At 72.6% G+C, this 21,264-nt stretch carries 18 protein-coding genes; 7 read left to right on the plus strand and 11 right to left on the minus strand.

Annotated features, from left to right (window positions below; translation table 11 throughout):
• Positions 1–117: 117 nt before the first annotated feature.
• The 3 genes from OG625_RS35065 to OG625_RS35075 form a co-directional block, all read right to left on the minus strand.
• Complete coding sequence (locus OG625_RS35065; RefSeq protein WP_329389042.1) at positions 118–1,701, minus strand: carboxylesterase/lipase family protein; 1,584 nt, start codon at positions 1,699–1,701, stop codon at positions 118–120.
• A gap of 17 nt (positions 1,702–1,718) precedes the next feature.
• Positions 1,719–2,630 carry a 5'/3'-nucleotidase SurE gene (surE, locus tag OG625_RS35070; RefSeq protein ID WP_329389043.1) on the minus strand — a complete coding sequence of 304 codons (912 nt, stop codon included), beginning with the start codon at positions 2,628–2,630 and terminating at the stop codon, positions 1,719–1,721.
• A gap of 111 nt (positions 2,631–2,741) precedes the next feature.
• A complete protein-coding gene (locus OG625_RS35075) occupies positions 2,742–4,016 on the minus strand; it encodes an MFS transporter (protein WP_329389046.1) in 1,275 nt (424 codons plus the stop codon).
• 520 nt (positions 4,017–4,536) lie between these two features.
• Here OG625_RS35075 and OG625_RS35080 point away from each other — a divergent pair.
• Positions 4,537–6,075, plus strand: coding sequence for a carboxylesterase/lipase family protein (locus OG625_RS35080; RefSeq protein ID WP_329389048.1), 1,539 nt, complete (start codon positions 4,537–4,539; stop codon positions 6,073–6,075).
• 86 nt (positions 6,076–6,161) lie between these two features.
• Positions 6,162–7,169, plus strand: a complete 1,008-nt coding sequence (locus OG625_RS35085) for a LacI family DNA-binding transcriptional regulator (protein WP_329389050.1) — start codon at positions 6,162–6,164, stop codon at positions 7,167–7,169.
• 64 nt (positions 7,170–7,233) lie between these two features.
• Here OG625_RS35085 and OG625_RS35090 read toward each other — a convergent pair whose 3' ends face one another.
• Together OG625_RS35090 and OG625_RS35095 are read right to left on the minus strand one after the other, a co-directional pair.
• The gene (locus tag OG625_RS35090) at positions 7,234–7,944 is read right to left on the minus strand and encodes a phosphatase PAP2 family protein (protein ID WP_329389052.1); all 711 of its coding nucleotides are present in this window, start codon (positions 7,942–7,944) and stop codon (positions 7,234–7,236) included.
• Positions 7,945–8,063: 119 nt separating this feature from the next.
• Positions 8,064–9,032, minus strand: a complete 969-nt coding sequence (locus OG625_RS35095) for an alpha/beta hydrolase (protein WP_329389054.1) — start codon at positions 9,030–9,032, stop codon at positions 8,064–8,066.
• Between the two features lie 188 nt (positions 9,033–9,220).
• On the opposite strand from OG625_RS35095, the gene OG625_RS35100 reads away from it, so the two are divergent.
• A complete protein-coding gene (locus tag OG625_RS35100; RefSeq protein ID WP_329389056.1) occupies positions 9,221–9,715 on the plus strand; it encodes an ATP-binding protein in 495 nt (164 codons plus the stop codon).
• 99 nt (positions 9,716–9,814) lie between these two features.
• Positions 9,815–11,521, plus strand: coding sequence for an AMP-binding protein (locus OG625_RS35105; protein WP_329389058.1), 1,707 nt, complete (start codon positions 9,815–9,817; stop codon positions 11,519–11,521).
• Between the two features lie 58 nt (positions 11,522–11,579).
• Here the strand turns inward: OG625_RS35105 and OG625_RS35110 are convergent, their stop codons facing one another.
• Genes OG625_RS35110 through OG625_RS35120 form a run of 3 tightly spaced genes read right to left on the minus strand, consistent with a single transcriptional unit; the run spans position 11,580 to position 14,265 of the window.
• The gene (locus OG625_RS35110) at positions 11,580–12,434 is read right to left on the minus strand and encodes a DMT family transporter (RefSeq protein ID WP_329389060.1); all 855 of its coding nucleotides are present in this window, start codon (positions 12,432–12,434) and stop codon (positions 11,580–11,582) included.
• A 50-nt stretch (positions 12,435–12,484) separates the two neighbouring features.
• Positions 12,485–13,294 carry an ATP-grasp domain-containing protein gene (locus OG625_RS35115; protein WP_329389062.1) on the minus strand — a complete coding sequence of 270 codons (810 nt, stop codon included), beginning with the start codon at positions 13,292–13,294 and terminating at the stop codon, positions 12,485–12,487.
• Positions 13,291–14,265 (minus strand): ATP-grasp domain-containing protein, encoded by a 975-nt coding sequence (locus tag OG625_RS35120; protein WP_329389064.1) that lies wholly within the window; start codon positions 14,263–14,265, stop codon positions 13,291–13,293. Before OG625_RS35120 ends, OG625_RS35115 begins: the two co-directional genes overlap by 4 nt.
• A 209-nt stretch (positions 14,266–14,474) precedes the next feature.
• Between OG625_RS35120 and OG625_RS35125 the strand changes: the two genes are divergently transcribed.
• The gene (locus OG625_RS35125; RefSeq protein WP_329389066.1) at positions 14,475–15,206 is read left to right on the plus strand and encodes a DUF7873 family protein; all 732 of its coding nucleotides are present in this window, start codon (positions 14,475–14,477) and stop codon (positions 15,204–15,206) included.
• Between the two features lie 409 nt (positions 15,207–15,615).
• Here the strand turns inward: OG625_RS35125 and OG625_RS35130 are convergent, their stop codons facing one another.
• The 3 genes from OG625_RS35130 to OG625_RS35140 all read right to left on the minus strand — a co-directional run bounded on the left by OG625_RS35130 (position 15,616) and on the right by OG625_RS35140 (position 18,034).
• A complete protein-coding gene (locus OG625_RS35130) occupies positions 15,616–16,341 on the minus strand; it encodes an anti-sigma factor (RefSeq protein WP_329389067.1) in 726 nt (241 codons plus the stop codon).
• Complete coding sequence (locus OG625_RS35135) at positions 16,338–16,949, minus strand: sigma-70 family RNA polymerase sigma factor (protein WP_329389069.1); 612 nt, start codon at positions 16,947–16,949, stop codon at positions 16,338–16,340. The genes OG625_RS35130 and OG625_RS35135 overlap by 4 nt, the downstream gene beginning before the upstream one ends.
• Before the next feature lie 83 nt (positions 16,950–17,032).
• Positions 17,033–18,034 (minus strand): DUF1996 domain-containing protein, encoded by a 1,002-nt coding sequence (locus OG625_RS35140; protein WP_329389070.1) that lies wholly within the window; start codon positions 18,032–18,034, stop codon positions 17,033–17,035.
• A 120-nt stretch (positions 18,035–18,154) separates the two neighbouring features.
• Here OG625_RS35140 and OG625_RS35145 point away from each other — a divergent pair, with 120 nt between their 5' ends.
• Positions 18,155–18,892, plus strand: coding sequence for a DUF1838 family protein (locus OG625_RS35145; protein ID WP_329389072.1), 738 nt, complete (start codon positions 18,155–18,157; stop codon positions 18,890–18,892).
• Positions 18,893–19,335: 443 nt separating this feature from the next.
• On the plus strand, positions 19,336–21,087 hold the full coding sequence (locus tag OG625_RS35150; RefSeq protein ID WP_443067922.1) for a S8 family serine peptidase: 1,752 nt from the start codon (positions 19,336–19,338) through the stop codon (positions 21,085–21,087).
• Positions 21,088–21,264 lie beyond the last annotated feature (177 nt).

The following is a 21,264-nucleotide window of genomic DNA, read 5'->3' on the forward strand; positions in this document are numbered from 1 at the left end:
CCGTCAGTGGGGGCCCGATATCTTCGGCCCGGCGAGGACACGCTGTACACGCTGACGGTCGACGGCGAGCCGGTCGTCCACTTCGACGACCGGCCCGCCGCCTGGTAGCCGCACACCTCAGGCCCGGGACCGCCAGAACGCGCACTGGTGGTCCGCCTCGAACGAGGTGGTCGTGCGCGTCGCCGCCGGGTCGAGGACGAGGACCGTCGCACCGGGTCCGGCCGCCGGCCACGGGGCCTGACCCGGCACGACGGGGGAGCCGGAGCGGGCGAAGGCGCCCCAGTAGCGCTTCATCCGGGTGCCGAGCGAGACCTGCGCCGGGGACAGCGGCCGGTCGCCCATCGTGAAGTCGTGCAGATAGGCCAGCTCCGCACTGTGCGCGTTCGACTGGTCCAGCCCCGGCACCTGCGCCCCCGCCAGCGTCGGCGAGTCCGGGTCGTCGAACTCGTACACGTACGTCGGCACTTGGGAGGCGAACGTCCGAGCCGTCCACGCGGTGTGGCAGGCGAAGGAGGAGTCGGTCAGCACGGCGGAGAGGGCCAGGTAGGGCGAGCCGTGCGCCGCCACCGGATAGCGGGCCAGCACCTCGGGCCCCGCCGCCCCGTACGTCGCCAGGACCTGCGCCGCGTACTCCTCCGCCGTCAGGCGCGGCTGCGTCAGCGCGACGAAGAGGCGCGCCTCGGAGCGGGTGCTGCCGATCATCACGGGCACCTTGTTCCAGGCCCCGCTCCCGATGGCCGCCGCCGGGTCGACCGGCAGCAGCCCGTCACCGGACGCGGGGCCCGAGGTGGGCAGCGCCCGGGCGGCCTCGACCAGGGCCGGGCCGGGGGCGGCGCGCAGGCACGAGGCGACCGCGCCCGGGTCCGTGCACCCCACCTCCTTCGCGAAGGCCCGCGCCTCGGCCTCGGCCCTCGGGCGGTCGGGCGTACGCAGCAAGGTGCAGGGACCGCTCTGCAGCACGGCCCGGTGGAACAGGCCGGCGGCTGACGGAGCGGCCAGCAGCGCGCACACCGAACCACTGCCCGCGGACTGCCCGGAGACGGTCACGTTCCCCGGATTCCCTCCGAACGCCGCGATGTTCTCCCGCGTCCACCGCAAGGCGGCGAGCTGGTCCATCAGCCCGAAGGACCCGGAACGGGGCCCGGTAAGCCCATTGGCCTCGGCGAGCTCGGGCAGACCCAGATAACCGAGCTGCCCCAGCCGGTAGTTGACGCTCACCACCACGCTCTGCGTGAGCTCGGCCATGGTGCGCCCGCCGAACTGCGTTCCCGTGCCCTGGCTGTACGCACCTCCGTGCATCCAGAACACCACCGGGAGCCGGGCTCCGGGGCGGGCCGTCCGCGGCCGGTACACGTCCAGGTACAGGCAGTCCTCGCTGACGGCGAGCGGATCGCGCAGCCCGAACGGCGAGAACTGCAGGCACGCCGGGGCCTGTTGGACGGCCTCCCGTACACCGGGCCGGCGGGGCGGTGGCTGCGGGGCCCGCAGCCGGGCGTCGCCGACCGGCGGAGCGGCGTACGGGACACCGAGGAACTCCTGCGCCCCGCCCGTCTCCTGCCCGCGCAGACCCCCCTGGGCGACGGTGACCACGGGGCGCGGGGGGCCGCCCGGCCGGGCCGCCGCGGGGGCGACCGGACCGAGCAGGGTGGCGGTCAGGGCGGTGACCAGGGTGGCGGCCAGGGCGAGGCCCGTGCTCCGCACGGTCCTGCTCCGGCGGTTCACGGGCGGAGGCCTGCGATCAGTGCGGAGGTCACGGCCCCGTCGGCCGGGCCGGGGTTCCAGTCCGCGTTCATCGGGCTGACCGCGATCCGGCCCGCGCTGACGGCCTCGACGTCACCGCCCTTGGCGGCGGGGCGCAGGGCCACCTTCACGGTTACCTTCCACGTGCCGTCGCCGGCGTCGGTGTAGTCCGGCTCCAGGATGCTCTGCGGGTCCTGGAAGGTGGCGGCCACACCGGCCGCCGTGCCCTTGCCGTCCGCGCCGACGACGGGGTGGTTGACGTTGAGGCCGACGCCCTGCGGCAGCAGCGGTCCGGACCGGGCCCGCGAGCGAAGCCGGTCGATGAGCTTGACGGTGAAGTCCAGGGTCGGGCCCATCGCGTTGACGGTGGTGACCGGGTCGGGCGCCGCGACGCCGCCGGTGCTCAGCGCGATGGCCGGCACGCCGTGCTCCAGCGCGGCGACGGCGCCGCCGACCGTACCGGAGTGGGTGGCGAGACCGGCCACGTTCGGGCCGAAGTTGGTGCCGGAGACGACCAGGTCCGGGGCCCGGTCCGCGAACACCTCGGCCAGGCCGAAGGCGACCGAGTCGCCCGGAGTGCCGTCGACGGCCCACACCTTGGGCTCGGGGTGCTTCACCGTGACCGAGGGGGCGCTCGACATCTTCGTACCGGTGCCGCTCTGGTTGGTGAGCGGAGCGACGATCGTCACGTCGTGCCCGGCGGCGGTCAGCCGCTCGAAGGCCTTGCGGATGCCCGGCGCGTTGTAGCCGTCGTCATTGGTGAGCAGGATCCGCAACGGGCCGCGGGACGCGGCGTCCTCGTGCGGCGTGGCGAGGGCGGGTGCCGTCCCGGTCAGGGCCGGCGTGCACAGCACCAGGGCGGCCAGGGGCAGAACTCGCTTGATTCTCACGGAGTGCTCCTAGGAAGGGAGTTGCGGGAAACGAGGGAGAGGGAAGGGGTGGTGACCGGCGGGCGCGCGACCCTCGGCGCACGCCCGCCGGAGCGAGGGGTGGCCGACGGGTCAGCGCACGCTGCGGATCGGCAGGATCGCGAGCGCGCCGAGCAGCGAGAGGGCGCCGCCGACCAGGAAGAGCGGGGTGTAGCCGCCGAGCCCGGTGACTACGGCCGAGGCGACGAAGGGAGCGATGATCTGCGGTCCGGCGTTCGCGATGTTCAGGACGCCCATGTCACGGGCGGCGTCCTCGGCCCGGGGGAGGACCAGCGTGACGAGCGCGGTGTCGACGGCCATGAAGCAGCCGAAGGCGAGTCCGTTGAGCGCGCTGAAGACCAGCATCCCGGTCCAGGTCGGGCTGACGACGGGGACCACCATGACGAGCCCGGCCAGGGCGGCGGAGACCCCGACGAACACCTTGCGGCGGTCCCAGCGGTCGGACAGCAGCCCGCCGAGCAGGGTGGACACGGCCATCGCGACCATCGAGACCGGGGTGAGCAGGGCCATCGCGGCCGGCGGGGTGAGCCCGGCGGGCAGCTCGATGTGGTCGCCGAGGATGTACAGCTGGTACCCGACGACGGAGAAGTAGCCGAGGACCATCAGGGCCCGGCCGATGAAGGCCCAACGGAAGTCGTGGTGTCCCAGCGCGGAGAGGAACGCGGAGAGTTGGGCCTTCTTGGAGACCTTGGATACGGACGTGGGTGCGGGCTCGGTGCGCGGGAGGTCCCGGCAGAAGGTGGTCAGCAGCAGCGCGGCCGCGGCCACGATCGCGCCGAAGACGAGGTACCCGGTGCGCAGGTGTGTGGCGGTCTGTGAAGCGACGAGCACGCCGACGGTGCCGCCGATGGGCAGACCGAGCCCGACCAGCGCGGATGCGGTGCCGCGGCGGGCGGCGGGGACCCGGTCGGGGACGATCGCGGTGACGGCGGCCTGGTAGACGTTCATGGTCGCCTGGACCAGGCACCACCCGATCCCGACGAGCAGGGCGGTGTGCACGCTGCCGAGGAAGGCCAGGCAGCCGAGCGCGGTGAGGGCGCCGCCCAGGACCCAGGGGTTGCGGCGGCCCTTGCGGTCGGAGAGGGCGCCGGCGATCGGGTTGAAGGCGGTCGCGAAGATCGCGCTGATCCCGCCGATGAGGCCGAGCAGGGCGACTTTGTTCGCGGGGTCGATCGCGGCGACCTGGGTGGGGAGGAGGACGGAACCGACTCCCATGTAGACCGCCATCATCGCGGAGTTGGCGACCAGGAGCAGGGGCAGGAGCCCGCGCTGCCGGGGAGGATCGGTGGGCGCCGGGGTGGGGGCGGGCGTGGGGGCGGACGGATCGGCGACTTCGTGCGTGGCCATGACGACTCCTCGGGGGACGGAGCGGGGAGGTGGCGTGCTCGGGGGGAGGGGTGTGCGGGTGGTGTGCGTCTCGGGTCGGACGCCGGGGGCGAATGAGTCGCCGGAAGGTGTGGCGGAAGGTGCGCGGAAAGACGCGGTTCACTTGATGTTGTTACACGTGTCACCAAGTGCGCTGGAGACTGTGTAGCACCCATTTCCGGGCTCCACCAGGGTCTGCGGAGGGTCGTTGTGCGAATCGTGACCGGCCGCGGGGGCGTGGCGGTGGAGCGTGCGGGAGGTGCTTTGAGGGTGCTGAGCAGGGCCGTTCTCGTGGAAATCGCCGCCGCCCGCGGGTCCTCCCTGGTGCTGCGGCGGGCCTTCGCGCCGATGCTGGAGGAGGGGGGTGCGATGCATGGCCTCGGGCGGCCTGCAGCGGTGAGCGGCAGCAAGGATATTGCGAATCATTGACGAGCGCGAAAATTACGCAATAGTGTTCTGTGTGCCGGTCCGCATCCGGCGTGCAGTCAGGAAGGATCCGCTCATGTCCCACTCCCCGGACCACGTGCTCGTGGACCCGCCCGCAGGTCGTCTCCGCGGGGCGGTGGAGGGCGGTCTCGCCGTCTTCCGGGCCGTGCCCTACGCCGAACCGCCGGTGGGGGACCTGCGCTGGAGGCCCGCTCGTCCGCACCCCGGCTGGAGCGGTGTCCGGGATGCCACCGCGGACGGACCGAGCGCTCCGCAGATGTACCGGGAGGAAGGTGACCCGGTGCTCGGTGGACACGGATCGCCGCCCTTCGACGAGGACTGCCTGACCCTCAACATCTGGACGCCGGCCCCGGACGCCGCCCGTCGGCCCGTACTCGTATGGATCCACGGCGGCGGGTTCGTCTCCGGCTCGGGCTCGCTGCCCGGCTACTCCGGCGCGACCTTCGCGCGCGACGGTGACCTCGTGGTCGTGAGCATCAACTACCGCATCGGGCCCCTGGGTTACCTCTACTTCGGTCCTCAGGGCGATGTGGACGAGGGTGGCAACCACTGGCTCACCGACCAGCTCGCGGCCCTCCGCTGGGTGAAGGAGAACATCGCCTCCTTCGGTGGCGACCCGGACCGCATCACGGTCGCCGGCCAGTCCGGTGGCGCCGTGTCCACGGCCGCCCTCGCCGGACACCCCCGGGCCCAGGGCCTGATCCGGCGGGTCATCCTGCAGAGTCCGCCCTTCGGGCTGGAACTCCCCGGCCCGGACGAATACCTCGAACGCACCGCCGCCTACCTGGACCTGGCCGGTGCCAAGGACGTGGACGAACTCCGCGCCCTCCCCTGGCAGGCCCTGATCGGAGCGGGCGCCGGACTGTTCGCCCAGACGATGCGTTGGGGGTACTGGCCGACCCCCTTCCTGCCCGTGATCGACGGGGTCACCCTGCACCAGCACCCCGCCGAGGCCCTGCTGCGCGCCGGGGCGGCCGGCATCGACGTCATGATCGGGTGGACGCGGGAGGAGGCCAACTTCGGCTTCGCCCTCGACGAGGGGTACGCCGCCGCCACCCGCGACCAGGTCACGGACCGGATCGCGGAGACCTTCGGCGGACCGGTGGCGGCCGAGGTGTACGCGGCCTACGAGCGGGCCCGCCCCGGAGCCCGCGCGGCCGATGTCCTCATGGACCTCATCACCGACGAGCTCTTCCGCGTCCCCGCCGTCCGCCTGGCCGAGGCCAGGGCCGAGGCGGGGCGGCCGGTGTGGGCGTACCAGTTCGACCTTCCGACCCCTGCGCACGAGGGCCGGCTCGGCGCCGCTCACTGCCTGGAGCTCCCCTTCGCCTTCGACAACTTCGACCAGTGGTCGCACGCGCCCTTCCTGGCCGGGCTCGATCCCGCCGTCCGCGACGGCCTGGCGCACACCATGCACGAGGCGTGGATCGCCTTCGTCCGCTCGGGCGACCCGAACCATCCGGGCATGCCGACGTGGGACCCGTACGACACGAGGACCCGCACCACGATGCGCTTCGACTCGGTCGTGACGGCCCTCGGCGACCTCGCCGGCGCCTCCCGCCTCCTCCACGGGCCCGGGAGCCCGTCCGCGTAGCGGCTGCCGCCGCCCCCACCCCTAACTCGTGTAACCTAAAAGTGGAAGGTAAGAGCGAGCGACTCAAAGGATCGTCGAGGGACGTCATGACCAAAGACACTCAGGTCCCCGCGTCCATCACCAGCGCGGACGTGGCCCGCCTCGCCGGAGTGTCACGGGCCACCGTCTCCTTCGTCCTCAACGACACCCAGGGCCACCGGGTCAGCGCGAGCACCCGCGCCCGGGTGCTCGACGCGGCCAAGCAGCTCGGCTACGTACCGCACGCCGCGGCCCGCTCCCTGCGGGCGGGGCGCAGCAACCTGGTCCTGATGCCCGCCTCGATCTCCGCGGTCGGCCGGCTCGTCAGCGACTGGGTCGACGACCTGCACAGCGAGCTCGACCAGCGCGGCTACACGGCCGTCCTGCACGCCGGCCGCTTCGCCGACCCCCTCGACGCCGCCCGGGCCTGGGCCGAACTGCGCCCGGCGGCCGTCGTCGCCCTCGACGGCGACCGCTTCACCCCCCAGGCGGCGGAAGTCCTGGCCCGCGCCGGGGTCCGCGGCATGCTGGCCTTCGCGTCCCACCCCGTCGAGGGCGTGCACACCATCGTCTTCGACCACGCCCGCATCGGCGCCACGGCAGCCGAGCACCTCATCGCCCGCGGCCGGACCAGGATCGGCGTGGTCATGCCCCTGGAACGCGGCCTCGGCGCCCTCGCCCAACCCCGCCTCGCGGGAGCGGAGTCGGTCGCGGCCCGGCACATGGCCACCGTCATGCCCGTGGAGCTGGCCTACACGCGGGACTCCGCGACGGCCCTGGCCCGCCGGTGGCCGAGCCTTGGCCTGGACGCGGTCTTCGCCTACAACGACGAGTACGCGGCCCTGCTCATGCACGCACTCCGGGCCGAGGGCATCGCCGTGCCGGACGACGTCGCCGTCGTCGGCTCCGACGACCTCGTCCTGTCCGCGCTCCAGGAGCCCCCGCTCACCACGATCCGCCTGGACCTGCCGTCGCCGGCCCTGATCGCGGACACGGTGCACGCCCTGATCGAGACGGGATCGGCGCCGCTGGTCCCGCCGGTGGAAGCGGTACTCGTCCACCGAGGGACCTCCTGACTGTCGGCCCTGCCCGGGACCGGGTCTGGCCGGAGGCCGACCCGGGCCACAGTCCTTTCGAGTCCTAGGCGTCGGCGTCGGCGCGGGCGTCTTCGCGGGCACGTTCGCGGGCCAGGGCGGGCCGGAAGAGCCACCAGGTCAGCAGCCCGGCCCCCGCCCCGGCGGCGGCGCCGGCCGCCGTGTCGGTGAGCCAGTGCGCGTGGAGCCACGTACGGCTCCACATCATGGCCAGCGTGAAGACCGCGCCGCCGATCCACCACGCCCGCCGCCGGGCAGCCGGAACGAGCAGGACGCCGACGGCCACCACGAGCAGCGCCGCCGTCGCCGCGTGGCCGGACGGGAAGGAGCCGTGGTCGACGCGGACCAGGGGGTTCGCCGGGCGCGGCCGGTCCACCAGGTGCTTGAGCCCCTGCACGACGAGCAGGTTGCCGCCGAAGTACGCGGCGAGCAGGAAGCCGGCCGAGACCAGGCGCCGGCGCACCAGCAGCAGGGTCAGCAGGGCGAGCGGGACGAGGGCGCCGACGGGGCCGCCGAACCAGTTCAGGGCCGTGGCGACGGCCTGGTAGAGCCCCTCGTGCGGGCCGCCCATCCAGGTCAGCCAGCGCTCGTCCATGCCCTGGAAGGGCGGATCCGTGACGTTCGAGCGGACGATGAGCGCCGACACCCCGGCGGCTCCCAGGAGCACGAGGGCCAGGGCGAGGACGCCCGTGCCGCGCGTCGCCTCGGGGCTGTGGGGTCTGGAGGAGGGGCGGATGGTCGCCGGATTGCTGGACATGACTGCCTTTCGCGGCCGCGGGGATGGCCAGGGGGATGGCCGCGGCTCCTGGATGCCGTGCGGGGGTGGGTGGGGGCGCGGCCAGTGCCGCGCCCCCGGTGGAGAACCGTGCGGGGAGGTCAGGCCCGGGCGCCGAGGTGCCCGGCCAGGAAGGCCACGCTGTCCGCGACGATCGAGACGATGTCCGGCGAGCCGAGGAAGATGTGGTCGGCGCCCTCCACGGGCTGCAGGGTGACCTCGCCCCCGGCGCGCGTCAGCGCCTCGGCGAGGGACTCGCTCTGGCTGTACGGGACCAGGCCGTCCCGGGTCCCGTGCACCAGCAGGAACGGCGGCGGGGTCGCACCCTGCGAGCCCTCGGCGTACGTCACCGGGCTCGCGGCCCGTGCCAGCGCCGGGAACCCGGAAGCCGACGCGGGGGCGCCCAGCAGGGCCTCGTAGGGGTCGGGGAACTCGATGCCCGAGGGCATCGGCGGCATCGGGTGCCCGGACAGGGCATCGAGGTCGGAGACGCCGTACCAGTCGACGACGGCCCGCACCCCGGTCTCGCCGGACCCGACGCCGTGCGTGCCCTCCAGCGCCGGGCCGTCCGGGCTGCCGGGGCCGACGAGACCGGCCAGCGCGGCCAGGTGACCGCCCGCCGACTCGCCCCAGACGCCGATGCGGTCCGGGTCCAGCCCCAGGGCGCCGGCGAAGTGCCGGACGTAGCGGATCGCGGCCTTCACGTCGTGCAGCTGTGCGGGGAAGGGGGCTTCGAGGCTGTGCCGGTAGTCGACGGAGACCAGCGCGAGCCCGGCCCCCAGCACCGCACCGTGCAGCAGCGCCGCGGGCACGGTCGGCGGCGGGTAGCGGCGGTCGCCGTCCAGCCAGCCGCCGCCGTGGATCCAGACCACCACGGGGAACGGCCCCTCGCCGGCGGGGACCTGCACGTCGAGCAGCCGGGGCCGGTAGCCGGGGGTGGTGGCGTACGTGACCCCGTGGAAGTGGCGCACGCCGTCCGTGCCCGTCACGGGCGGTACGGGGGCCTGGAAGGGCGGCGGGGGCCAGGTCATGTCGGCGATGTCGAACTCGGCCGGAGGGGATTGGGTCATGGAAGCCCTTTCAATTTGTCCGAAATGCTTGCCGGGGGTGCCGGGGTAGGCGTAGCGTGTTACACGTGTAATCAAGGACTCTAGCGACGCATTTCCGCTGACTACAAGCCCTGAGGCGATTCAGCTTCCGGTCGAGTTACACGAGTCACGCCAGCGGTCGCGGCGCCTTCCCTCCCCGGGAGCACGTCATGTACGCCATGCAGGCCACGCACGCCACGCCCCTCAGCCCCGCCGCCGACGCCCCGGCCCCCGCCGTCCGCAGCTTCGTCCACTGGGTCACCGACCCCGTCGCCGCGCACGTCCCGCAGGTCAGGGCGCGGGTGCGGACCGTCCTCGACGGCTGGCGGATCTCCGTCGACGAGTCCGACAGCCTGCTGCTGGCCCTGAGTGAGCTCGTCGGCAACGTCGTCCGGCACGTCGGCGCCGGCCGGATGCGGGTCGCACTGACCTCCGGCGGGGGATGGCTGCGCCTGGAGGTGGCCGACCAGGGCGCCGGCCTGCCGCGACTGCCCTCCCCCCGCGCGGAGGGTGATCCGGAGGCCGAGGCCGGGCGCGGGCTGCTGATCGTGCAGCTGCTGGCGGCCGATCTGGGCGGCGAACTCACCGTCGTGGCAGCCGAGTTCGGGAAGGCGGTCCGACTGCGCATACCCGTCGGCCAAGCTCCCCGTATCGAGCAATGCTGACGGACGTCGAGCCGTTCGGCGCATCCTGCCCCCTCCCTGCCGCTGCCCTCTCCCTGCTGCTCCCCTCTCCCCGCTGCTCCCCGATCGAGGTGCCGCCCCATGGAGCTCTCCCCTTCCGCGTACGCGGATTCCTTCTGCCGCGATCGGCTTCCGCCCTTCTCCCTCTGGCCCGAACTCCACTTCGAGCTACCGGAGTTGCAGTACCCGGACCGGCTCAACTGCGCCCAGCGCCTGCTCGACGACGCCATCGAACGACTGGGCCCCGACCGCCCCTGCCTGCTCACCCCGACCGAGCGCTGGACTTACGGCGAGCTGCGACAGCGCGCCGACCAGGTCGCCCAGGTCCTCACCGAGGACTTCGGTCTGCGGCCCGGCAACCGGGTGCTGCTGCGCGGCCCCAACAACCCCTGGCTCGTGGCCACGTGGTTCGGGATCCTCAAGGCTGGCTGCGTGGCCGTCACCACGATGCCGCTGCTGCGCGCCACAGAGCTCGCCGAGCTCGCCGAGATCAGCCGGCCCGCCCTCGCCGTGTGCGACCACCGCTACACCGAGGAACTGGACGCGGCCTCCCGCTCCGCCGGCGCGCCCGACCTGCCCGTCCTCGCCTACGGGAGCCCCGGGCCCGACGACCTGACCGCACGCTGCGCGGCCAAGGAGGGCCGCTTCAGCACCGTGGGCACGGCCGCCGACGACGTGGCACTGATCGCGTTCACCTCCGGGACCACCGGCCGACCCAAGGCGACCCTGCACTTCCACCGCGACGTCCTCGCCAACGCCGACACCTTCTCCCGGCACGTCCTGAAGCCCCTCCCGGACGACGTCTTCACCGGCACGCCACCGCTCGCCTTCACCTTCGGGCTCGGCGGACTGGTGGTCTTCCCGCTCTCCGTCGGAGCCTCGACCCTGCTGGTCGAGCAGGGGACACCGGAGCAGCTGGCCGACCTGGTCGAGGCCCACCGCGTCACCGTGCTCTTCACGGCGCCCACCGCTTACCGCGCGATCTTGGCGGCCGGGGCAGTGGACCGGCTCGCAGGGCTGCGGCGCTGCGTCTCAGCCGGAGAACCGCTGCCCGCCTCCGTGTGGCACGAGTTCCACGCGGCGACCGGCCTGCGCATCATCGACGGCATCGGCGCCACCGAGATGCTGCACGTCTTCATCTCCGCCGCGGACGAGGACATCCGGCCAGGGTCCACCGGCCGCCCCGTCCCCGGGTACCGCGCCGCCGTCGTCGACGAGCAGGGCCTACCCGTACCCGACGGACAGCCCGGACTGCTGGCCGTCACGGGCCCCACCGGCTGCCGCTACCTCGCGGACCCGCGCCAGGCCTCGTACGTCAGGAACGGCTGGAACATCACCGGCGACACCTATGTCCGCGACGCGGAGGGCTACTTCTGGTACGTGGCCCGCAGCGACGACATGATCGTCTCCTCCGGCTACAACATCGCGGGCCCCGAGGTCGAGAAGGCCCTCGCCACCCACCCGCACGTGGCGGAATGCGGTGTCGTCGGTGCCCCGGACGAGCGGCGCGGCATGCTCGTCAAGGCGTACGTGGTCCTGCGCGCCGGGGTCCCGGCCGACGCGGCGACGGCCCGCGAGCTCCAGGCCCACGTCAAACGGGCCATCGCCCCGTACAAGTACCCGAGGGCGGTGGAGTTCGTGACGGAACTCCCGCGCACCGGCACCGGCAAGCTCCGGCGCGGCGAACTGCGGACACGCGCCCGGACGACCACCGCACCCGCGACACCCCCGCGGCCCGCCCGCGAACCCCCGCCCACCGGCGTGGCCGCGGCGCCGCTCACGACCTAGCCCGACGCCCACGCCGCGGTGGGCAATCCGCGGTACGGCGCGAGGATCCGCCGGGGCGTCACGGCGCCCCTTCGCCCGCCCGGGCCAGGGCCAGTACGCCCGCGCAGACCAAGGCCACGCCCAGCAGTTGGGGGAGCAGCCACCAGCCCGAGCGCAGGTGTTCCTCGTAGAGCAGCACGCCCAGCGCGACGCTGATGCTCGCGTCCCCGAGGGTCAGTGCCGGCTGGGAGGCGACAAGCGGGCCGCCCTGCATGGCGTGTTCGAGCAGCAGCAGGGCGCAGATGCCGGTGGCGCCGAAGGCGTACGTCTCCCAGGCGGTCAGGAACGCGCCGAGACCGCCCTCGTCCAGGACGTGCACCGCGGACTTCATCAAGGCCGCCGTGAGCGCGTAGCAGACGGCGGTGGCCGCGCCGAGGCAGCCGGCCCGGGCCCGGCCCGGCGGGCGCCGCAGGCCGGCCGCGGCCAGGGCGGCGACGGCCGCCGCGCATGCCACCAGGGCCAGGATCCACCGGTCGAGGGGGACGTCCGTACGGTTCCCCGCGGGCGAGGCCGCCGCCATCGCGATCCCGAGCCCGGCCACCAGCACCGCCACGGCCAGCCACAACGCCCCCGGCAACCGCCGGCGCCCCAGCAGCGAGGCGATCAGCAGGGCGAGGGGCAGCTCCAGCACGAACAGGGGCTGTACGAGGGCCAGCGGACCAGTGCCCAGGGCCACGGCCTGGCCGACCCCGGCCGCGATGACCGCGAGGATCCCGCCGATCCACACCGGGCGCCGCAACAGGTCCAGGATCAGGCCGAAGCGGAAGCCGTCGCTCTGCGGCACGGTGAGCGCGGCCCGTCGCTGGAGGACTGTGGCGAGGGCGTTGGACAACGCCGCGAACAGTGCGAAGAAGACCGGCAGGACGAGGCCCATGCCCCGATCCTCAACGATGCCCGCGTCGGCCGGGGCCGCGACACCCGCGCCTATCGGGTGGCGCGGGTCCGCCCGGTCGCGCGCCGCAGGGCCAGCGCCGCCAGGGCCTCGGGGGCGCCCGCTTGGCCGCGGATGCCCGGGAAGGCGTTGACGTCCACGATCAGCGGCTTCCCGCCCCCCACGTCGATGATGTCCACCCCGTACACCTCCAGGGAGAACACGGCGCCGGTCTCCCGCACCAGATCGGCCCAGCCGGCCGGCAGCTCGTCCAGGGGCAACGGCCGGGTGGGCCCACGGCCCCCGGGTGAAAGCTCGGAACGGCGCAGCGCGCAGAAGACCCGGTCCCCGATCGCCCAGAGTTTGTGGTCCCAGCCGCTGTTCGGGGCGAACTCCTGCACCACGACCGGCTCGTGCGGCCAGTCCCGTGCCAGCCGGCCCAGCCGGGTGCCGTCGTCCACCCGGGCCACCAGATCCCCCCGGCGGCTGCGCCGGCTCTTGACCACCACCGGGCCGGACAGCGCGGCGCCGGGCGCCCACGCCGAGAGGGAGTCGTGGGTACGGGTCTCGGCGAAGGGCAGGCCGGCCCCCAGTGCGAGCTCCGCCATCCGGGTCCGGTCCTGGCACAGCGCGGTGGCTGCCGCGGAGTTGACCACGGCCGCGCCCCGCTGCTCCAGCTCCCGCGCGAGCTCCAGTGCCCGCTCGGTGCGCGACTTCAGCAGGTAGACGTCGGCGGGGCGTGCGGGCGCCCCGTCCCGCGCCGCCGGATCGAGCACCCCGACGGTGTGCTCCGGTGCCAGCAGGGCGGTGGCGGCCGCGAGCAGCGTATGCCCGGGATCCGGGGTGATCAGGCCGATCCTCACGCGCCGTCCCCCACCCGGGCTGCGACGGGGGCCGCCTGAGCCGACGGGACCTGCGTCGCCGGGGCTTGGATTACCGGTACCTGGGTCGACGTCGCCTGCACCGGGATCGACACGGGCACGGGCAACGAGTACGGCAGGGCGGCGGAAGGGCCCACGCCCCCGCCCGCCCGGGCCAGCTCCAGCACCGCCCCGGCCACCCGCGCGGCCGCGTCCGGGACCTGACGGAAACTCGGGAAGTCGTTCACGTCGACGACCACCGGCCCGTCCGGACCCAGCAGCACGTCCACCCCGTACAGGTCGAGCCCGTACACCACCCCCACCCGCGCGGCGATCTCCGCGACCTCCGCCGACAGCGGCACGCGGCGCTCCCGCACCGAGGCGTCCGGGTGCAGCGGGGAACAGCGCTCGGTCGCGAACAGCTCCCCGCCGACCCCGTACACCTTGATGTCCGTACCGCGATTGGGCACGTACGGCTGGGCGATGAGCATGCCCTCGCCCGCGAGCCCGGGAAGCATCGCCTCCAGCCGCCTGGGCGAGGACACCAGGTGCACGGCCCGCCCGGAGCTGCCGTCGGCGGGCTTGACGACGAGGGGGTACTCCGCCGCCGTTATCTCCCGCAGCAGTTCGGGGGAGGCCACCGCGTACGTGGTCGGCAGCGGGAGCCCCTGCCCGTGCCCGATGGCGGCGGCCAGTGCCTTGTCCCGTACGCCCCGGATCGAGCGGGCGTCGTTGACCGTGGTCATTCCGGCCGCGGCAGCGGCTTCGAGGAGGGTCAGCCCGGGTCCGCCGGAGACCGTCTTGAGCACCCACGCGTCGTGCGCGCCCGCGTCGACGGCCTCGCCCATGCGCAGCAACGATCCGCCCGGCCGCACCACGTCGACCCGGTGGCCCCACGCGGTCAGTTGCCGGATCACCTCGTTCGGCATGCCGTCGTGGCGGTAGTGCTCCTCCACCAGGAAGCAGAGCCTCATGGACCTTCCCCATATTCCCCGGACGTCCGCCGATTCCGTCCGGCGAGTTGTGACGCCACAGGATGTCATGGACCGCAATGTGACGATCGGTCCAGGCCCGTCCCGCAGTCATACCGTCGGTCCGTCGGCCGCCGGTCTGCCCGGACCATGTAGGGGGGCCGGCCGAAACTCCGGTGAATCATCAGACAAGCTGCTGCTACGTTGATCGCGTGCCGAAGCTGAATCAGATCATCGCAGTCGAAAAGGGCGTCAAGTCCAAGTCCCTCTCGGAGCTCACCCAGGCTCACCACGACGTGCAGAAGCCCGCCCTGCTGGCCGGCATCTCGCGGACGTATCAGCCCAAGGACGAGGAGGGCGAGCAGCTGCCGCCCGAGTCCACCCGGGTGCAGATCAAGGCGGAGGACGTGCTGCGCGCCACGGCGGGAACGCTGACGCGGCTCTTCGACGTGACGGCGACCAAGGACTGGGCGAACCGCAGCGCGGCCGCCGACGTGGTCGTGGACGGCAACGTCCTGCTGCCGCAGGTGCCCGTGCCGTACTTGCTCTTCCTGGAGAAGCAGCTCACCGACCTGCACACGTTCGTGCGCAAGCTCCCGGTGCTTGACGCCTCCGAGTCCTGGAACCTGGACCCGTCCACCGACTCCTGGAAGACGGACCCGGTGCGCACCATCCGCACCAAGAAGGTGCCGCGCAACCACGTCAAGGCCGAGGCCACCGAGAAGCACCCGGCGCAGGTCGAGGTCTACTACGAGGACGTCCCGGTCGGCTACTGGACGACGGTGAAGTTCTCCGGCGCCCTCCCGGCCCGCCGCGTCAACGAACTGCTCGACCGCGTGGAGAAGCTCCAGCAGGCCGTCAAGTTCGCCCGCGAGGAGGCCAACAGCGCCGAGGTCACCGACCAGCGGGTCGGGGACGCGGTGTTCGGCTACCTCTTCAGGTAGCCCCGAAAACTCCCTCTGTATGTCTGCAGGGGGTGCGCGAGAGCGCAAGCTGAAACTGATGTTGAAGCTGAACAGGGGTGTCAGTTGGGGGTTCGAATCCCTCCCCCGGCACACGAGCCGGGGTGGCCCAAGCCTGGTAGAGGCGGCCCCGTAAATCTCAGATTCTCGCTCCAGTCTCAGTATTCGCCGCCGAACACCGGATCGACCGAGCGTGGACGATCATCGATGGATGGGGGTTCAAGTCCCCTCTGCGCCTCTCTTCGTGGCGCGGTAGTTCAAAGGCAGAACACGTCGATCTAAGAATGATCCGCGACTCTTAAACGTGCCGGTGTGCGCAATTGGGTGGCACACAGGAGCCCGGGAGCTGGATATGCTCCCGGGCTCCGTCACGCCCGCCTCACCGTGCCCGTCAGATCGGTACGGACACGAACGCGCGGCCCGCCTCGTTCTCGACGAGGATCTCCTTGACGGCCGACGGGTCCACGGCCGCCGAGCCGTCGAGTGACGCGCCCTTGCCCTCGCCGTTGTCCGCGCTGCCCACGACCCAGCCGCCGGCGGTGGTGCGCGTGCCGTCCTTGGCGACCACGACCAGTCGGCACCGCTCGCCCTGCGGCACTCCCGTGACCGCCGCGTTCAGCTTCACCCACTTCGTGGCGGGCGTCATCTGTACGGTGATCCGCGCCCCGGTGGCCGGATCCGTGGCGGAGGCCACCTTGGTCCCGGGGACCTGCGTCGACGGAGCCGCCGACACCGTCGGGGACGGCGTCGGAGGCAGGGCCAGGGCCCCTTCGTCGGTGGAGCCGAGCTGCGCCCCGGCCCAGAACACGGCGGCCAGCGAGGCCGCCGCGGCCAGCGCCACGAGCCCGGTGCGCCTGCGCCGTTGGCCCTCGACCTCGCTCCGCATCTGCCGCAGGGTGCGCTGGAGCAGCAGGTCCCCGCCCTGCGGGGGTCCGTCCAGGAACGCCTCCTCGGGCACCTCGCCCAGTGCCGCCTCCATCTCTCTCAACGCGGCCACCTCCTCCCGGCACCCCGCGCATCCGCTCAGGTGCTCCTCGACCCGGCGGACCTCCTCGTCGTCCAGCACGCCGAGGACGTACGGGCCGAGCAGTTCCTCCTCGTGCAGCTGCCGGTTCATGCCACCACCTCACGCAGTCCGGCGGGCTGCTGGGGCGGCCTGCCCGATCGTTTGCCGTCTCTGAAACTGCCTTCCCTGGCGCCGCCGTCCCTGAAGACCTCGCGCAGGGCCTTGAGCGCGTAGTGCGAACGCGATTTCACCGTACCGGCCGGGATGCCGAGCCTGTCTGCCGCCTCCGAGACGCTGAGCTGCCGGTAGTACAGCTCCGTCAGCACGTCCCGGTGTTCCGGGGACAGCTGGTCGAGGGCGCCCAGGACCGTCATGGTGTCCACCACGGAATCGGCGTGGTCCGCCTCGACCGGGGGAGTGGCCGTGACGCCCGAGACCTCCGGAGGCCGGGCGGCCTTCGCCCGGTACCGGTCGGTGATGATGTTGCGGGCCACCGTCAGCAGCCAGCCGCGCACCGAACCCTTCCCGTTCACCAGGACTTCGGAGTGCCGCCAGGCCCGGATGAGGGTCTCCTGGACCACGTCCTCGGCGGCGGCGCGGTCGCCGGTCAGCCGGGTGGCGTACGCGAGCAGGGCGTGGCCGTGCTCCTCGTACACCGACTTGATCAATGCCTCGTCGGTCGAGCCCCGCCGAGTGCGGGGCCACAGTGGTCCGGCCATCTCACCCTCTCCGTCTTCCTCGCTTGGGTCGTGCGCTCGGAACACGCCGCACGCGCGGACCCGGTTCACGTGACGTACGTCACTCAGGTGCGGCAGTCCCGGCCCGTGTTGAGGCAGTCGACGACCCCGACCATCTGCCTGTCGGTCATCGCGTTCACGAACATGGCGTGGTCCGTCCTGGGGCTGTGCCGCTGCTCGGGGAAGGAGTCGAGGGCGATCGGCGCGCCCGCGGGGACCTCGTAGGCGACGGTGAGTCGCAGTTCGGGCACGGGGAAGGTGCCCCGGGGGCAGGCGCCGCCCTCCCCCGGGAACAGCAGGTGCGAGCGGTGCCCGGCGGCGCCGATCGTGTCCAGGCCGTTCCAGCAGCTCGGGAAGGCGAGGGTGCGGGTGACCCGGTCGCCGGCCGGACAGCGCGGGTAGCGGGTGGTGGAGCGGTCCGGGGAACCGGAACACCCCCACCGGGCCCGGACGTCGGCGTCGGTGTCCGCCGTGAACGCCACTGCGTCGCCCGTCATCCCGCGCAGGAACCGCGGCATCGGCACCACCTTGCTCACCGGGTTGCCGCGGAACTCCACCCGGACCGAGGCCTCGGGCAGGATCTCGCCCGCGTTGCCGTGTCCCGCCGAGGTCTCGTGCGGGCGGGTGCCCGGCCGGTCGGTGCGGCGCAGGACCGGCCAGTAGTACGTGGACCGGTCGCCGCCCGTGCAGCTGGTCGCGGCCGCGCCCAGGGACTCGTCGGTGGACATCGCGTCCGCCGAGAGGTTCCCCACGTACGCGTGCGTGTGGTGGGCGCCGGACCGCAGGCCGGGCGAGACCACCAGGTTGTCCTCGTTGTAGTGGCCCTCCTCGTTGCGCCCGCACTCCACGACCACCGAACCCGCCGAACCCTCGGCGCCGGCGGCCCGATCGGCGTCGGGAGAGGGTGGAACGTCCTTGATGTCCACGTAGTCGGAGGGCGCCGGCCCGGCGGACCCGTGCGCGGGTTGCGGGCCGGCCGCTCGCGAGGCACCGAGTACGGCGGCGAGCAGCCCGCCCCCCAGGACCAGGCATATGACGAGAGTGAGCAGTCGGCGTTCGTTCCCCATGGCGGTCACGGTTGCCGGTGGAAGGACCGGCGTCAACCTGGCATCCGCATGGCGGGCGGCCCGCCGCCGGGGCCGCGGCGTTCTTGCCCGGAAGCCCGGCGGGTGCGCAGAGTACGCCTCATGACACCTGCCGAGCTCCTGCACGCCTTCGCCCGCACCCGCGCGTCGCTCGACGGCGCCGAGGTCACCTTCTGGTGGACCGGAGACGTCCACGCCTGGGGTCCCGGGGAGCCGTACCGGAGGCTCTTCGGCTTCGAAGGGGTCAACGTCGCCCGTCTCCTCCCCGATGAGGAGACGGGCGGCTGGCAACTGCTCTCCCGTGAGGCGGCGTTCTACCTGGATCCGGTGACCCGGGAGATCATGGAAACCTGGCAGGACAAACCGGTCATCCACGTCTGGAACGACCCGGCGAACCAGAAGCTGCGGCCGTTCCCCGTCCCCATGACCGAGCTCGGCGACCAGGTCTGCTTCAGCCTGGAGATCCCGCTCGCCTATCCCTCGCCGCTGCCGGTCGCCGAGTTCCCGCTCAACTCCGCGGACGACACGTACCGGGCCCTGGAGCTCTTCCAGTTCTTCGCACCCGCCACCGTGACGGCCACCGACGCGCCGAGCGTGCCCGCCACCATGTCGTGGACGCGGATGTCCCCCTGGCTGCCCTGGATGGAACAGGGCCCGCGGCCGGGCGGCCTCACCTTCCACTGCCGCGGCCGCAAACTCGCCTCCTTTGCCGAGGTGCCCGAACGCACCCGTGCGTACATCGCCGCCCGCCAGCCGGAATTCGCCCGTGCTCCGGAGAAGTGGACCGAGCCGAACGAGACGAGCTGGACGTACTTCCGCAAGCTCTCCCGTCCGCGCTGAACTCGGGTCGTTCCACCGCGAATCACCCCACCGGACACCCCGCCGCACGGCACGCCGAATACCCCCCTTACCATCCGAGAGGGGGTCTCCGGGGGCCGGACAAGGGTTTTCCCCGTATCCAGTTCATTCTCGCGTTGCCTACTGTCTGCCCATCGGCGATCTTCCTCCGGGCGGGTCGGAACCCACGCCAACCCCACATGGCGTGAATCCGCACCTCCCGGTGGACCGTCGGTACCGCCGTTGCCCTGCCCCGCCGTCGAGGCCGGAGCGACGTGGCGCGCGGTGGTGGCCGGGGCGAGTTCGACCAGCTCGCTCCCGGCCCCGCAGCCGCCGGTTCACCTCCCACACTGCACCGACCGGCCGCTCCGGCCCGCCCGGAACGGCCCGCGAAAGGGAACAAAGTGCACGCATCCAGACGTCGTAGGCTCATATCCGTGGCGGCGATCTCCGTCACCCTGCTCGCCGGCTCCGCCACCGCTTCCGTGGCCGTCGACACCCCCGTCGGGCTCCCGGCCGCCGCGGCCGGCACCGCCCCGGTGGAGAACCTCATCGTCGGATACAAGTCCTCGGCCTCCGAGGCGAGTTCCAACACCGCGGCCGCCGCCGACGTCACCGCCAAGGGCAAGAAGGCCGGCAAGAAGGCGAAGTTCGACCGTCGCCTCGGCACCGGCGCCGCCCTCGTCAACCTCGGCGGCACCGTCGCCCCGGCCGCCGCGGCCGACGTGATGGCCCAGTTCCGTGCCGACCCGGACGTCGCCTACGTCGAGGTCGACTCCCGCGCCTACGCGCTGGCCGTCAACCCGAACGACACCGAGTACGCCAAGCAGTGGGACCTCTTCGAGCCCACCGCCGGCATGAACGTTCCCGCCGCCTGGGACAAGACCACCGGCGCCGGCGTCACCGTCGCCGTGATCGACACCGGCTACGTCGCCCACTCGGACCTGGCCGCGAACGTCGTCGCGGGCTACGACTTCATCTCCAGCGCCACCGACGCCCGTGACGGCAACGGCCGTGACAACAACGCTGCGGACCAGGGCGACTGGACCGTGGCCGGCGAGTGCGGCACCGGCTCCACGGCCAGCAACTCCTCCTGGCACGGCACCCACGTGGCGGGCACCATCGCGGCCGCCACGAACAACTCCAAGGGCGTCGCCGGTATCGCGTACGGCGCGAAGATCCAGCCCATTCGCGTGCTGGGCAAGTGCGGCGGCACCACCGCGGACATCGCCGACGCCATCACCTGGGCCTCCGGCGGCACCGTCGCGGGCGTCCCGGCCAACGCCACCCCCTCCAAGGTCATCAACCTGAGCCTCGGCGGCTCCGGCGCCTGCAGCTCCACCTACCAGAACGCCATCAACGGCGCCGTCGGCCGCGGTACCACCGTCGTCGTCGCCGCGGGCAACAGCAACTCCAACGCGGCGAACTTCACGCCCGCCAGCTGCAACAACGTGATCAACGTCGCTGCCAGCAACCGGACCGGCGACCGCTCGTTCTACTCCAACTACGGCACGGTCATCGACATCGCCGCCCCGGGCGGTGAGACCCGCCGTGGCACCGACACGCCCGGCACCGTCACCACCCCCGAGAACGGCATCCTCTCCACGCTGAACGCCGGCACCACCACCCCGGGCGCCGAGAACTACAAGCCCTACCAGGGCACCAGCATGGCCGCCCCGCACGTCGCGGGCCTCGCCGCGCTGATGAAGTCGGCGAACACCGCGCTCACCCCGGCGCAGATCGAGACCGCGATCAAGACCAACGCCCGCCCGCTGGCCGGCACCTGCACCGGTGGCTGCGGCGCCGGCCTCGCCGACGCGGCCGCGACCGTCGCCGCGGTGACCTCGATCCCGCCCACCACGGGCTTCGAGAACACCATGGACTTCTCCATCACCGACAACGGCACCGTGGAGAGCCCGATCACCGTCAGCGGTGTCACCGGCAACGCCCCGACCGCCCTCAAGGTGGGCGTGAACATCGTGCACACCTACATCGGTGACCTCAAGGTCGACCTGATCGCCCCCGACGGCAGCATCTACAACCTGCACAACCGGTCCGGCGGCAGCGCCGACAACATCAACACGGTCTACACCGTGAACGCCTCCACCGAGGTCGCGAACGGCGTCTGGAAGCTCCGGGTCAACGACAACGCCGGCGGCGACACCGGCAAGATCGACTCCTGGAACCTCGTCTTCTGAACGAACCGGAGCCCGTCCTCCGCTCCGGCCCGCGAACTCGGCCTGACGGAGCGATAGTACGGACCAACTGAGCCCGCGGACCTGCCGATACACCTCGTATCGGCAGGTCCGACGGGTTTTCCCGTCCCGTGACTGATTTCTGCGTCACAATCGGGGCCCACCTGCCGTTTGACCTCG

This window comes from Streptomyces sp. NBC_01351, from assembly GCF_036237315.1.
Taxonomy (GTDB): Bacteria; Actinomycetota; Actinomycetes; order Streptomycetales; family Streptomycetaceae; genus Streptomyces.